This is a genomic window from Algoriphagus sp. (genome assembly GCF_024642405.1).
GTDB lineage: Bacteria > Bacteroidota > Bacteroidia > Cytophagales > Cyclobacteriaceae > Algoriphagus.
In genome coordinates this window covers 1-12,289 of the sequence record NZ_JAHEBC010000105.1, presented here as the reverse complement: position 1 = coordinate 12,289, position 12,289 = coordinate 1, and the positions used below count along the sequence as shown (strand labels likewise).

At 39.8% G+C, this 12,289-nt stretch carries 11 protein-coding genes; 4 read left to right on the top strand and 7 right to left on the bottom strand.

All coding sequences use genetic code 11. The annotated features are described in order from the left end of the window. Positions 1–240: 240 nt before the first annotated feature. Complete coding sequence (locus Q0L68_RS09930; protein ID WP_296702400.1) at positions 241–984, top strand: hypothetical protein; 744 nt, start codon at positions 241–243, stop codon at positions 982–984. Between the two features lie 57 nt (positions 985–1,041). After that, positions 1,042–2,070, top strand: a complete 1,029-nt coding sequence (locus Q0L68_RS09925) for a hypothetical protein (protein ID WP_296702399.1) — start codon at positions 1,042–1,044, stop codon at positions 2,068–2,070. 3 nt (positions 2,071–2,073) lie between these two features. On the opposite strand, the gene dnaE is transcribed toward Q0L68_RS09925, so the two are convergent. The 7 genes from dnaE to Q0L68_RS09895 all read right to left on the bottom strand — a co-directional run bounded on the left by dnaE (position 2,074) and on the right by Q0L68_RS09895 (position 9,720). Next, positions 2,074–5,031, bottom strand: a complete 2,958-nt coding sequence (dnaE, locus tag Q0L68_RS09920; RefSeq protein ID WP_296702397.1) for a DNA polymerase III subunit alpha — start codon at positions 5,029–5,031, stop codon at positions 2,074–2,076. A gap of 270 nt (positions 5,032–5,301) precedes the next feature. Then, complete coding sequence (locus Q0L68_RS09915) at positions 5,302–5,430, bottom strand: hypothetical protein (RefSeq protein WP_296702395.1); 129 nt, start codon at positions 5,428–5,430, stop codon at positions 5,302–5,304. A gap of 450 nt (positions 5,431–5,880) precedes the next feature. Continuing rightward, positions 5,881–6,117: a DUF2442 domain-containing protein gene (locus Q0L68_RS09910; protein WP_296702393.1), complete on the bottom strand. Its 237-nt coding sequence runs from the start codon at positions 6,115–6,117 to the stop codon at positions 5,881–5,883. A 127-nt stretch (positions 6,118–6,244) separates the two neighbouring features. Beyond that, entirely contained in the window at positions 6,245–6,331 is an 87-nt protein-coding gene (locus Q0L68_RS20000) for a DUF4160 domain-containing protein (protein ID WP_366938384.1), read from the bottom strand. 36 nt (positions 6,332–6,367) lie between these two features. Further along, positions 6,368–6,925, bottom strand: a complete 558-nt coding sequence (locus Q0L68_RS09905; protein ID WP_296702389.1) for a pentapeptide repeat-containing protein — start codon at positions 6,923–6,925, stop codon at positions 6,368–6,370. A gap of 145 nt (positions 6,926–7,070) precedes the next feature. Then, positions 7,071–7,880, bottom strand: coding sequence for a creatininase family protein (locus tag Q0L68_RS09900; protein ID WP_296702387.1), 810 nt, complete (start codon positions 7,878–7,880; stop codon positions 7,071–7,073). Between the two features lie 19 nt (positions 7,881–7,899). Next, the gene (locus tag Q0L68_RS09895; RefSeq protein ID WP_296702383.1) at positions 7,900–9,720 is read right to left on the bottom strand and encodes a tetratricopeptide repeat-containing sensor histidine kinase; all 1,821 of its coding nucleotides are present in this window, start codon (positions 9,718–9,720) and stop codon (positions 7,900–7,902) included. Positions 9,721–10,087: 367 nt separating this feature from the next. On the opposite strand from Q0L68_RS09895, the gene Q0L68_RS09890 reads away from it, so the two are divergent. Further along, positions 10,088–10,786: a ferritin-like domain-containing protein gene (locus Q0L68_RS09890; RefSeq protein ID WP_296702381.1), complete on the top strand. Its 699-nt coding sequence runs from the start codon at positions 10,088–10,090 to the stop codon at positions 10,784–10,786. A gap of 24 nt (positions 10,787–10,810) precedes the next feature. Further along, positions 10,811–11,629 (top strand): ferritin-like domain-containing protein, encoded by an 819-nt coding sequence (locus tag Q0L68_RS09885; RefSeq protein ID WP_296702379.1) that lies wholly within the window; start codon positions 10,811–10,813, stop codon positions 11,627–11,629. The last annotated feature ends 660 nt before the right edge of the window (positions 11,630–12,289 follow it).

Sequence of the window (12,289 nt, the reverse complement as noted above, 5' to 3'; positions counted from 1 at the left end):
GAATGATGGCTATGGAGCTACTGCAAATCATGGTCAGATAGCTTTGCAAGCAGAAGGCGCAGAAGTAGAGTTTAAGAATATTTTTTTAAAGGAAAATGAATAAAAAAAATCCTATATTTTAGAGTTGTAAATTATAATTGTTCAAATTATTGCATGATTTCCTTTGGAAAGTCTTAGTTCAAAATTGAATTATTTGAATTTTTTAAGGAATCGCAAATCCATTCAACTCGGATTTTTAGCATGGAAAAATACTTGGTCATCATTAATTGGAGGACTTTAATGGCTTTGTCTATTACCGGCTTAGCAACTCACTTTACTTTGGTCAAAAACTTTCAATACAACTTTGACCTCACGATGATTAGTATTGCCATTATTTTTCCCTTGGTTTTTACAATACGTGGAGCTTTTAAAAGAAGGGAAAAAGCAATCGAGCATTTGGCAAAATTCAAATCGGGGTTGATTACTGTGGATGCTTGCTTGCAAAGTCAGTCTAAAATCAGCGAGGAAGATAAAATCAATCTAAAAATCACGATTCATAATATCTCAAAATACCTGCTGGAATACCTTGGCCCAGAGCCAACATCTCTTGAAACTGTTCGTAAGGAAGCTTCCAAAATAAGCGATTATATTCGAGAACGCTCAGTATCGATGAAGTTTAATGCATCTTTGAAAATCCAGGGATTTATGAAAGATGTCTTGCTAGGGATAGAAAATGTTGCTGCTATAAAAGAGCATCGAACTCCTACATCAATTCGGGCTTATTGTCTGATTTTCATCTATCTCTACCCGATAATATATGTACCTTCAGCTTACTTCAGGCTATTGGACGGTGGGTCGCAAAGTGATCCTTGGATTTTATATACTTTGGCTTTGATCTCTTCATTCATCTTAATCTCACTTTTCAATGTTCAGGAGCAACTCGAAAATCCTTTTGATCAAGATGGGATTGATGATGTTAAGTTGGATATGTTTGATTTTGACTAATGATCAGTTTGGTATTTAGATAGATTTGTCTTTTTTCTTTTAACCTAATAGGACCTTATGAAAGCTTTATTGAATGCTTTGTGTTTTTGTTTTTTGATATCGGCATTGAGCTTGAATGTCTTTGGGCAAGATTCTCAGAATATATTTTCTGAGCAGGAACCCTTGGAAATCAAGATGAAATTTTCGGTCAAGGATATCAAAAAGGAGTCAAACGATTCTACCTATGTGGAGAGTTTTTTGCAATATAAAAATGAAGAAACAGGGCTTTGGGACTCTCTGGATATAGACCTACGGGTTCGTGGTAATTTCAGACTGGCTAATTGCTATTATCCACCACTTCGTTTAAAGATCAAAAAAAAGCAGTCCAAGGGGACTATTTTTGATGGAAATAGGAACTTGAAGTTAGTGATCCCATGTACTCGATCAAATGGTGCGGATGATGATATTATCAAAGAATATTTATGCTATAAACTAGCAGAGCCTGTAACGGAATTTACTTTTCAGACCAGATTGGTTAAGGTCTATTTGGAAAATGAGGATGATAAAAAGGGCGAAATTGCGGAATTGATGGGGTTTTTTATCGAGGATGATGATGAAGTAGCAGACCGCTTTGACGGGGAGATTTTGGAAGGGAAAAAGATTCTAGGAACAGTTCTGGAGGACTCTGCAGCAGTAAGACATGATTTCTTCCAGTTGATGATCGGGAATACGGATTGGTCTACCATGTTTCAACACAACATGAAAATCCTGAAATTAGATGCGAAGACAGTGGTTCCTTTGGCTTATGATTTTGATATGACGGGATTGGTTAATCCACCTTATTCTCAAGTCAGTAATCTGGTAGATATTGAGCACGTAACGGACAGGCTTTATAGGGGTTATTGTAGAGAAGAATCTTTGATGCAGGCCATTCGACAGGAATTCATTGCTTTGGAACCTGAAATCTGGGAAATTGCTGGTAGCCATGAGGCAATGATTGGTAAATCTGATTATAAAGTATTCAATTCGTATCTCGATGATTTTTTCAAAATTCTCAAAGATGACCGGGTTTTTGAAAGTAAGATTTTAATGGAGTGTAGGAAGTGATTTTTACTCTCCCCCATTCCAATATTCCAGTCTTTCACATTTGCTAGCCTCAATGCTGTAGAAGTCAAATTCCGCAGTGACTTTCCCTTCGATCAGGTAGATTGCCCGGCCTTTGAAAGGATATTTTTTGACCACGGGAGGAAAATGTACCGTATCCACCCAGTGTCCTTCCCGGTCGATAAAGGTGCCGAAATTCATCACATCTCCTTTGACTGTTCGGGTATATTTGACCGTAACTAGGTAGCCAACAATTTGTACGGTTTTGCCAAGATAGCTCTTGAGTTCGGCTGCCCGAATGCCCCGAATGCTTTGATCTTTGATTAGGTGAAAAGGTGAGTCCAACGGAAACTCCAGAATATCGATCTGGTCCACGATTTCCTGCCGGATGTCGATTTCTTCGAGTTGGGGTACGGTTGGCTGACGAAAGTCGAATCCTGTGTTTTTCTTGAAGAGATCCGTGGGTCCGGGGATTGCCTTTCGCTTGTTTAAAATGAAATGTGCTTCCCAAAGTAGTTCTTGTTTGGTTTTGCCTGTAAAACGGAAACAATTGATCCGAATTAAAATTAAGAGTTGTTCCAAACTGATTTCTACCCTTCCACAAAAGTCTGTCAAACCCAGAAAATGACCATTTTGTCTACGCTCAGTCAGGATTTTTTCTACGGAATTTTTCTCCAGATACTTGAGGTGAATTAATCCCAAATAGACTATTTTCCCCGTGATTCTGGTCAGATATTCACTTTCGTTGATGTGCGGAGCCTGGATATCGGCTCCGTTCATTCGGAGTTCGTGTACATAAAATTCAGTATGGTAGAAGCCTCCGAAATTATTGATGACTCCGACCATAAACTCCAGCGGGAAATAGGCTTTGAGGTACAAACTTTGGTAGCTTTCCACCGCAAAGGAAGCGGAATGTCCCTTGGCAAAGGAGTAACCCGCAAAGCTTTCGATCTGATACCAGACTTCCCCGGCGATTTTATCTTCATGACCTTTCTCCCGACAATTGCTAAAAAAGCGATCCTTGACACGTTGAAACTCATCCTTGGAGCGTGATTTTCCGCTCATGCCTCTACGCAGCACATCGGCTTCACCCAGACTTAATCCTGCGAAGTAATGGGCTACTTTGATCACATCTTCCTGATAGACCATGATGCCGTAGGTTTCGGGCATAATGTCCGCCAGCACTGGATGGGCTATTTTACGCCGCTCCTCATCGACATGGCGCAGAATATATTCCCGCATCATTCCTGATCGAGCCACTCCTGGACGGATGATGGAACTGGCGGCAACAAGCTCGAGGTATTCATCGGCTTTCATCTTTGCCAAAAGCATACGCATGGCCGGAGACTCCACATAAAATGCACCAATGGTATGTCCATCCCGAAGATGTTCCTTGATTTTCGGGTCTTTTTTGAACTGCTCCACCTTCCTAATATCAACTTTTACTCCTTGGTTTTGATAGATGATTTCGATGGCACTTTTGATATGTCCCAGTCCACGCTGACTCAGAATATCGAACTTATGCAAACCAATATCTTCGGCCACATGCATGTCGATATGCGAAAGAGGAAAGCCTTTAGGAGGCATTTCTGTGGCAGTGTAATAATGGATGGGTTTATGGGAAATGAGAATTCCGCAAGCATGTATCGTCAAATGCGAAGGCATATCATGCAACACCTGACTGTATTTCATGATGAGCTTTCCGAACTGATCCGCTTGGAAATTCGGCTTATCCGCAAAGTGGATCAAAGATTCAATTTCACTTTTGGGTAAGCCGAAGACCTTTCCCAATTCGCGGAAGACGGAATTGTACTGAAAAGTGCTGTAAGCCGCCAGTAAACTAACATGCTCGTGTTTTCCCTGATTATATTTTCGAAAAATGTAATCGGTGACTTCATCTCGATCTTTCCACGAAAAATCGATGTCGAAGTCCGGTGGATTTTCACGATAGAGATTGATAAAGCGCTCGAAATACAGATCCAGTTCGATCGGATCCACATCTGTGATACCGAGGCAATAAGCCACGATGCTATTGGCACCGGAACCTCGGCCCACATGATAGAAGTTGCGCTGCTGCGCAAATGTCACGATGTCGTAATTGATCAGGAAATAGGAAGTAAAAGCCTTTTGCTGAATCAGTTCGAGTTCTTTTTCGATACGTTGTGAAATAGTTGGAGTAAGGTCAGGATATCGATAGAGCGCTCCTTTGAAGGTTTCCTGACGTAGGTAATCATAGTCCTCCCAGTCCGAACCTAGTACATCCCGTTTGTTTTTGACAGCCTGGAAATAAAAGGAGAACTGGCAGTGTTCCAGGAGTTTCTGTGCATTGGCGAGTAGATAGCTGTGACTTTCGGCACGGGCCACCATGTCCGCATAGCTGTAGAACCGATCGCTAGGATCAGCTTGTTCTTCTGCGGGAAGTTTACTCAGCAGGGTGTTGAGATCCATGCTTCGCAAGAGTCGGTGGGCGTTGAATTCGATTTTGGAAGTAAAAGTAGTTGGCTGAAGGATAACCAGTCGATCTTTATATTTAAACCAAGTAGAAGAAATCAGCCGGTTAAGCTGCGAGGGATGCACACCGATGTATTCATTTTGCCGGAGGGAGAAATGTCGCTCTGGAAGTGGATAAATAATAAAACTATGATCGAATTCTGGAGCTCGTTTGCCAAAAGGTTTTTTATGAATCAGATGATTAGAAAGATGGTTATTGAGTTCGAAGAAACCTTCCTGATTCCTAGCCAGACCGATGTAGGATTGCTGTGTACCATTCCGGAAGTCAATGCCAATGACAGGATGTATTCCAGCTTTTTGTGCAGCACGGATAAAAGGAAAAACAGCAGCGGTGCAGTTGATGTCTGTCAGGGCGAAAGCATCCAGTCTCTTGGCTTTCGCCTCAGCGATAAGCGCATCCACGGACATTGTTCCGTATTTGAAGCTGAAGTGAGAATGGCAGTTGATGAACATTTACGAGTTACGATTTTTGATTTACGAATTGTCGTGAACCTTTTGGGTGTCATTTCGAAGGAGGAACGACTGAGAAATCTAATAGACTCCTTCGTCGTCTGAAATACAGCTTACTACCTCTGGTAGACGCTGAGATAAGGTCGCTCCGCTCCCGAGATACGCCTCCGACGAAATAAAATGGAGATAGTATTTCACCGACCGCAGGGAGGTTTATTTCAATTGTATTTCCAAGTATTTCAATAACACTATCTGCCTTTAGGCTATCTTAACTTATCTGCTCGCAGAGCTATCTTTTATAATAAGATAAAGTCGCTTAGCTCCTGAGATATAAACTCCTTCGTCGTCTGAAATAGGCTTCGCGAGATATAGTCGCTGCGCTCTCTGGTCTATGTCGTACATACTAAATCCTGAAAACTTAGACAGTACCATAAATACTAATAAGTCATCTCGACGATCAGAGAGAGGAGAGATCTAATTAATTCTAGGTAAATCGCCTAAATCGTTGAGATTTCTCTCTCCGCAAGCTCCGTTCGAAATGACCGTTCGAATTACTTATGCTCTACCAACGGAGATTCGAAATCTATTTGCCTTTAGGCTATCTTAACTTATCTGCTCGCAGAGCTATCTTTTTCAAGATATTTCACCGACCGCAGGGAGGTATATTTCTACTATATTTCATTTATTTTGTTAATTAAATCAACAAATTAATGTTTATAATGTAGTCAAAAAGTAAAATGAAAAGCAAGAATATGGAGGGAATTGTCGCGACTTATTTTTTCAAGGGCTTAGAAATAAGGCATAAAAAAACCGAAGCTTTTGACTTCAGTTAAGCGCATTATATCTTGTTGATCAAGAGATTAATTCACTGACTAACAAATCTTCATCTAGATCATCCCAATGAATCCCTTCTCCATCGCCAATAAATCTCCAATTATTCAACTGTTCGGGAGTAGCTGATCGAAGCTTAGGAAACCATTCCAATGGAATACTTATTTCTCTTCCATCTTCCACATAAATGGTCATTTTGTCAATCGTAAAACTTAGATCGATAGCAAGATTAGATTTTAATTTAGTTAAAGTATTCATTCCATTTTTCTTTAAAGAATTCAATCTTAGAATTAATAATGATACGGATTTCGCGTAATTCAGATGCCTTAAACTTCTTTGAGGAACTTAATTCAATTGGATCAAGGAGGAATTTAGCTGTTTTACCTTATTTTTCAACATGGATATGTACAGGCAAATGATCATAGCTATAGAAGAAGAACCTAAAACCATTTTCAGAATATACTGTCGGCATGTTCTAAAATACAAAATATTGAAATCAGAATGACTCTCAACCAATCTTAATTCCATACTTACCCAGCAAACCAGGAAGTCCTTCGATATCAAATCTTGCACCTTTGATGCGATTGATTTCTGGATCGATTCGATAGTTAATAGCTTCACGGAAGTCAGCTTTTTCCAGGTTGCTTTGGTCGAAAACTGCTCCGCTGAGTTCTGAGCCGCTGAAACTTGCCCCTGTCAAGTCGGCCTGCGAAAAGTCCGCTTCGAGTAATTTACACTTCTGAAAGATAGATTTTTTCAGCTTGAGACTGTAGAAGTTGCTATAGTCCAGCTGGCAATTTTGAAAATTGAATTCCAGCAGAAAGGGATTGGCAGCGTTGAAGTGGACGCCGAGAATTTTACAGCTTTCAAACTGTACGGACTGAAAAGAAACCCCACTGACTTTTGCATTGCTGAGGTCACAGTTTTTGAAAGTGCAGTTTTCGAAGCTGGAACCCTGAAAATTCAAATTGGAAAAGTTGCAACCTACAAAGGAGCAACTTTCGTATTCTCCGATTTGGAAGTCAGCAGGAGTGAGGTTTTGGTAGGTTTTGTCGGAAAAAAACATCAGCTAAAATTTTAAGAACTATCTGCGACACTTCATTATTCAATGTTCGGAGTTTGATATTCATCATTTTTTCAAATTCCGAACAAGGAATGAGGAATGTCGAATTTCGAAGTTTTCATAAAAATCATATATCCTACATCTTATATCACAGTCCTGCCATATCCCATTTTCGAATGGTTTCCTTGATCAAATCAGCTATTTTGGCATTTACTTTTTGAAAGTATTCTTTGGCCTGAGCTTCGTCAAAGTTGGGGTAGCCCTGACCTTCTTGATACAAACCAATGCTGGAAGGGAAAGGCACGGCTGAATAGGTACCGCTTTTTGGATAAGGAGTTGCCATGTCAGCATTGTATTTTTCCTTGTGGACTAACGTTGGATCAATGGCCTGAATGTATGCTGTTTCGTTCAATCCCGCATGTCCACCATCTTCTTTAAAGACTTCCATCGTCACGTCAGAAGCGTAAGACCACCAATTGATTACCAGAGTACGGACTCCCAATTGATTGGCGATTTCTTCAGCCACTTCCTGCAAGACAGCAGTTTGCCCACCACCATGACCATTAAGAATGATAATATTTTTGAAACCGTTTTTGGCAAGGCCTTTCAAAATATCACGAATAAAGGGAGCATATGCTTCTTCAGTAATTTGAAAGGCTCCAGGATAAGCAGCCATGCTTCCTGTAATTCCATAATTCAGGGTTGGGGCAATCATCGCATTAAGTTCTTCTGCAATATCCATTGCCATGGCAAAAGGAGCAGTGTTATCCGCACCATTATTTACCACACCATGTGGTTCCAAAGTACCAGTGGGTAGTAAGACTGTGTTGATTTTTTCAGGGACAAAATCCGCAAATTCCATCCAGTTGATCCGATCCATTTCACGGGTAGTTATTTGCTGGGAAAAAAGAGGCATAGCCATCAAAAGGACGAGGTGAAGAAGAAAAAGTTTTTTCATAGTATTGGGGTTTTTAGACTTAAGAATCAATTTTTTCTTTTGTATGATTAGCTTTCTCGAAACTAAGAATGATTTCAGTTCCTTGGTTGGGTTGGCTTTTGATACTTATGTATCCATGGTTTTTTTTCATAAACTGTCTTACCAAAAGCAATCCCAAGCCAGTTCCTTTTTCCTTTTGTGTTCCTTCTGTGGATCTGACTCGAACTACTTGAGAGAAAATTTCTTCGATTTTTTCTTTTGAAATACCGACTCCTTCATCTTTGATGTGAAGATCAATGTAGTCATCATTCTCATTTTCTGAATTCCATAATTTAATAGTGCTATCTGGATTTGAGAATTTGATAGAGTTTTGAAGACAATTTTGAAGGATAATCTGAAGTTGCTGAGGGTCAACAATAATTTGAATATTATCAAAAATCGACGTGGTATCAATGCTGATATTTTTAGAAATCGTCTGATAATCTAATTGATTGATTTGTTCTTTAACAATTTCAGAAAGGTTAGTAGGAGTCCGTTTAGTTATAATTCCATCGAGTTGGGCATGAGACCAACGAAGGAGTTTTCGAATCATCTCATCGGTATCAGAGACTTGCTTGATCAGGAGTTTTCTTACTGTTTTTTGTTCATTTTCATCAAGTAATCCATTTTCCTCCAACTCCAATAGTTCTTTAACAGAATTAATTGGAGTCTTTAAATCATGGGAAAGGATCGAAAATAGTTTATTCTTTTCCTCATTGATAGCTTCCAGTTTTTCGTTTTGTATTTGTATCTCCTTTTGCTTTTCTAGAAGAACTTGATTTATTTTTTCTTTTTGTCGGATCACCCTTCCATAAAGGATAAAGCCTATGATTAGCCCGATAAGGGCCATAGTCAAAATGATTGTGAATTTTTTATTGAATTGAGCACTGCTTTCTGCCAGTTCTTTTTCCTGTAGGAGATTCTGGTTATCTGCGTTCGCTAAAAGAAGCTGTAAATAGCTGATTTCAGCATTTTTATTTTCATTATATAAACTGTCTGAGTAGGCTTTGTAAAGCTTGGAGTTGTCTAAAGCCATATCATATTGACCAAGTTGCTCGTAAATGCTTATCATAGATCTTGATAACCTAGCCTTATCCCAATATCCTCTGGTTTTATCAACTGAGACTTTAGCTGTTTTTCCATATTCCAGAGCCTTTCTAATATTACCCTTTGCGAGCTCTATTTCTGCCAAACCTGTATATGCAAATGCTTTTGCCCAATTACTTAATTGACCTGTGTAGTTCAGAACTCGGTTGTAGTATTCTTCTGAATCTTCCAGATTGCCTTCGTCGAAGTAGATTTTGCCAGCTCTATTAAGGGTCATGGTATAAATTACCCTGTCCTGATGATCCTTTAGATATTCCAAAGCTAAATCAATGGAACGATGTGCTTTTTCAAATTGACCTAGATCTGATTCTCCAATACTTCGATTGAAATAGTTTCTCCCAACACTATAGGTGTCTCCTAGGGCTTTATTGATTTCAATGCATCGGTTAAAAATATCAATGCCTCTTTCCAGCTCATTTTGACTTAGGTATATGAGTCCCCGTCCATTTAGGGCATAGCTTAGTCCGGACTGATCTCGGGTTTCATTGAAAATTTCACTAGCGGCAGAATAATATTCGATGGATTTTACATATTCTCCTTCGACATAATATAATGTTCCAAATAAATTAGCAATCTGGCCGATTTTATTGTCTTTCTTTAAAATATGCGCAAGTGAATCAGCTTTGGTTAAATACAAAAATGCACTGTCCCATTCGGAATACAGGTATTTTTCACTAAGACTGATTAGAGAATCCAAAACTATTTCAGGTTCCATTTTAGCAGAACTTTCCTGTTTAAAAGGGGACGAAACCCACATCAAGGAAATCAATAAAATAAAATTGAACATCTGGTGACTTATAGAACCTATTAGTTTTAAAATGGGAAGATAATTCACTTGAGATGAATTAAAAAAAAATACCATTTAAAGATACTTAGTTTGTTTTAAGTTAAATAATTGATTTTTAGTAGATTAGGCGATATTCTTAAAAAAGAAAAATCATTTTTTAGTTTCTACTCAATCCAGTTCCTCCAGTCTCTTCGTAATTCTTTCCAAATCATCCGACCGAATCTGTTTGGTCATATGGTTGAATTTTTTTCCATGGAAACTAAAAAACCGGATTATTAACCTAAACACAATTAAAATGAAAAATGAATTGATCAAGCCTAAAGGACTGGTGACAAATACCAACAGAAGGAATTTCCTGAAGTTTGGGACAATGTCAGTAGCAGGAGCAGGATTACTGCTGATGGGCTGTAATGACGATGAAGATATGATGCCTTCCATGACAACAGGTGTAAAACTTGGGTCTGGAGATGTCGGGATTTTAAATTATGCCTATGCCTTGGAGCAGTTGGAAGCAGCGTTTTATGCCAGTGTAATCGGTGGAGGCTATTTCGCCAATGCCAGTGCAGAAGAAAAAACCATTATGGGAGATCTAGAGAAGCATGAAAGGGCTCATAGAGAATTCTTTAAAGCAGCTTTGGGCGGTTCTGCTATTGCAGATCTTGAAGTGGATTTTAGCTCGATTGATTTCAGTAGCAGAACATCCGTTTTGGCAGCTGCTAAGACTTTTGAAGATCTAGGTGTGGCAGCATATAATGGTGCCGGACAGTTTATCGAAAATGCAGATTATCTCTTGATCGCTGGAAAGATTGTTTCTGTTGAAGCAAGACATGCAGCAGCGATTAGAGATTTGATCAATCCGGGTTCGGTTGATTTCGCAGGAGACGATTTGATAGATTCAAATGGTCTGGAGCGTACGTTGGGCTTCACAGATGTTTTGACAGCAGCTTCTACTTATGTAAAAACGCCGATTGACTTCAGTCAATTGCCGAGCTAATATTCACCTTAACCACAATTAGATATGAACTTATTAAAATTGCTCGATACGATGTGTCCGGACACGAATAGTTCGGAAGAAAAAGATATGTTTTTCTCCAGAAGAGAAGCTTTCCGCCAGTTTGGAGATCTCAGTAAAAAAATGGCCATGGCGGCTGTACCACTCGGTATTCTTTCAGCACTCCCAAAAGTTGCCAAGGCAGATACCGCCAGTTTGATCGGAGTTTTGAACTATGCCTTGACTTTGGAGCATTTAGAATACCGATATTATCAGATGGGCTTGGATTCTGGAGTAATTGAGGGAGCAGATCAAACTATTTTTATGAAGATCAGAGATCACGAACTCGCTCATGTAAACTTCCTGACTGAAGTAATCGGAAATGTACTTGGTGGGATGCCAGTGGCAGAACCGGATTTTGATTTCACCGCAGGTGGTAATTTCTCCCCGTTTACTGATTATCCTACATTCTTGGCACTTTCCCAAGCTTTCGAAGATACTGGAGTGAGAGCCTATAAAGGCCAGGCTGCGAATGTAATGGAGTCTGATGTGGTGCTGACTGCAGCACTTTCCATTCACTCTGTGGAGGCAAGACATGCTTCTATGGTCAGAAGATTAAGAACTAAAAAAGGACAGGATACTGTAAAAGGCTGGATCACCAATGCGTCAATCGGAACTCTTCCTGCGGCCACTCAGGCTATTTATATGGGAGAGGATAATGTAACTCATGGTGGAGTAAATGTGACTTCCTTAACGGGAATTGATGCAGCTGCTGTGTCAGAAGGCTGGGATGAGCCTCTGAGCAAAGACGCAGTCCTTGGTATTGCATCTTTATTCTTAGCGTAATAGTTAAAGTTGGGTTGGGTGGTGAGATGTCATTTCCTTTGGAGATGGCATCTTTTTTTTAAAATGAAGTATGCTTCGCGAGATATAGGCTCCTTTGTCGCCTGAAATACAGCTATGCTGAGATATGCCTTCCTACCTTCGGCAGGCAGGCGGCGAGATAGGGTCGCTGCGCTTTTGAGATAGGGTCGCTTTGCTCCCGAGATATGCTGACGCGAGATATGCTTCGCGAGATAGGGTCGCTGCGCTCCTGAGATAAGCCTTCCTACCTTCGGCAGGCAGGCGGCGAAATAAGGACTCCTTCGTCGTCCGAAATAGGCCTGTGGCGAGATAGGTTAGTTCAGTATTTCACCGACCGAAGAGAGGTGTATTTCAATGGTATTTCCAAGTATTTCAATAATACTATCTGCCTTTAAGCTATCTTCTTTATTTCTACTCGAAGTGCTATCTTTTTTAGATTTAAGACTTTAGCTTTCTGAATTCCCCTTTATTTCACCGACCGAAGGGAGGTTTATTTCCACAGTATTTCTACTAAATCTCAAAAAGATATTCTATACAAACTACAAGGATTCAGGTGTTTTGACTTTTTTAAATCCGGATGATCGAAGTCCAGCCAATAGTCCATCCCTATTTTTTGCATTACCCTAATCGAGGCTTTGTTGT

Bases quoted from the DNA above. Each gene is read 5' to 3' on its own strand.
- Q0L68_RS09900 (WP_296702387.1), bottom strand. From the start codon at position 7,880: ATGAAAAAACTTTTTCTTCTTCACCTCGTCCTTTTGATGGCTATGCCT.
- Q0L68_RS09910 (WP_296702393.1), bottom strand. From the start codon at position 6,117: ATGAATACTTTAACTAAATTAAAATCTAATCTTGCTATCGATCTAAGT.
- Q0L68_RS20000 (WP_366938384.1), bottom strand. From the start codon at position 6,331: ATGCCGACAGTATATTCTGAAAATGGTTTTAGGTTCTTCTTCTATAGC.
- dnaE (WP_296702397.1), bottom strand. From the start codon at position 5,031: ATGTTCATCAACTGCCATTCTCACTTCAGCTTCAAATACGGAACAATG.
- Q0L68_RS09885 (WP_296702379.1), top strand. From the start codon at position 10,811: ATGAACTTATTAAAATTGCTCGATACGATGTGTCCGGACACGAATAGT.
- Q0L68_RS09915 (WP_296702395.1), bottom strand. From the start codon at position 5,430: ATGTACGACATAGACCAGAGAGCGCAGCGACTATATCTCGCGAAGCCT.
- Q0L68_RS09905 (WP_296702389.1), bottom strand. From the start codon at position 6,925: ATGTTTTTTTCCGACAAAACCTACCAAAACCTCACTCCTGCTGACTTC.
- Q0L68_RS09895 (WP_296702383.1), bottom strand. From the start codon at position 9,720: ATGGAACCTGAAATAGTTTTGGATTCTCTAATCAGTCTTAGTGAAAAA.
- Q0L68_RS09930 (WP_296702400.1), top strand. From the start codon at position 241: ATGGAAAAATACTTGGTCATCATTAATTGGAGGACTTTAATGGCTTTG.
- Q0L68_RS09890 (WP_296702381.1), top strand. From the start codon at position 10,088: ATGAAAAATGAATTGATCAAGCCTAAAGGACTGGTGACAAATACCAAC.
- Q0L68_RS09925 (WP_296702399.1), top strand. From the start codon at position 1,042: ATGAAAGCTTTATTGAATGCTTTGTGTTTTTGTTTTTTGATATCGGCA.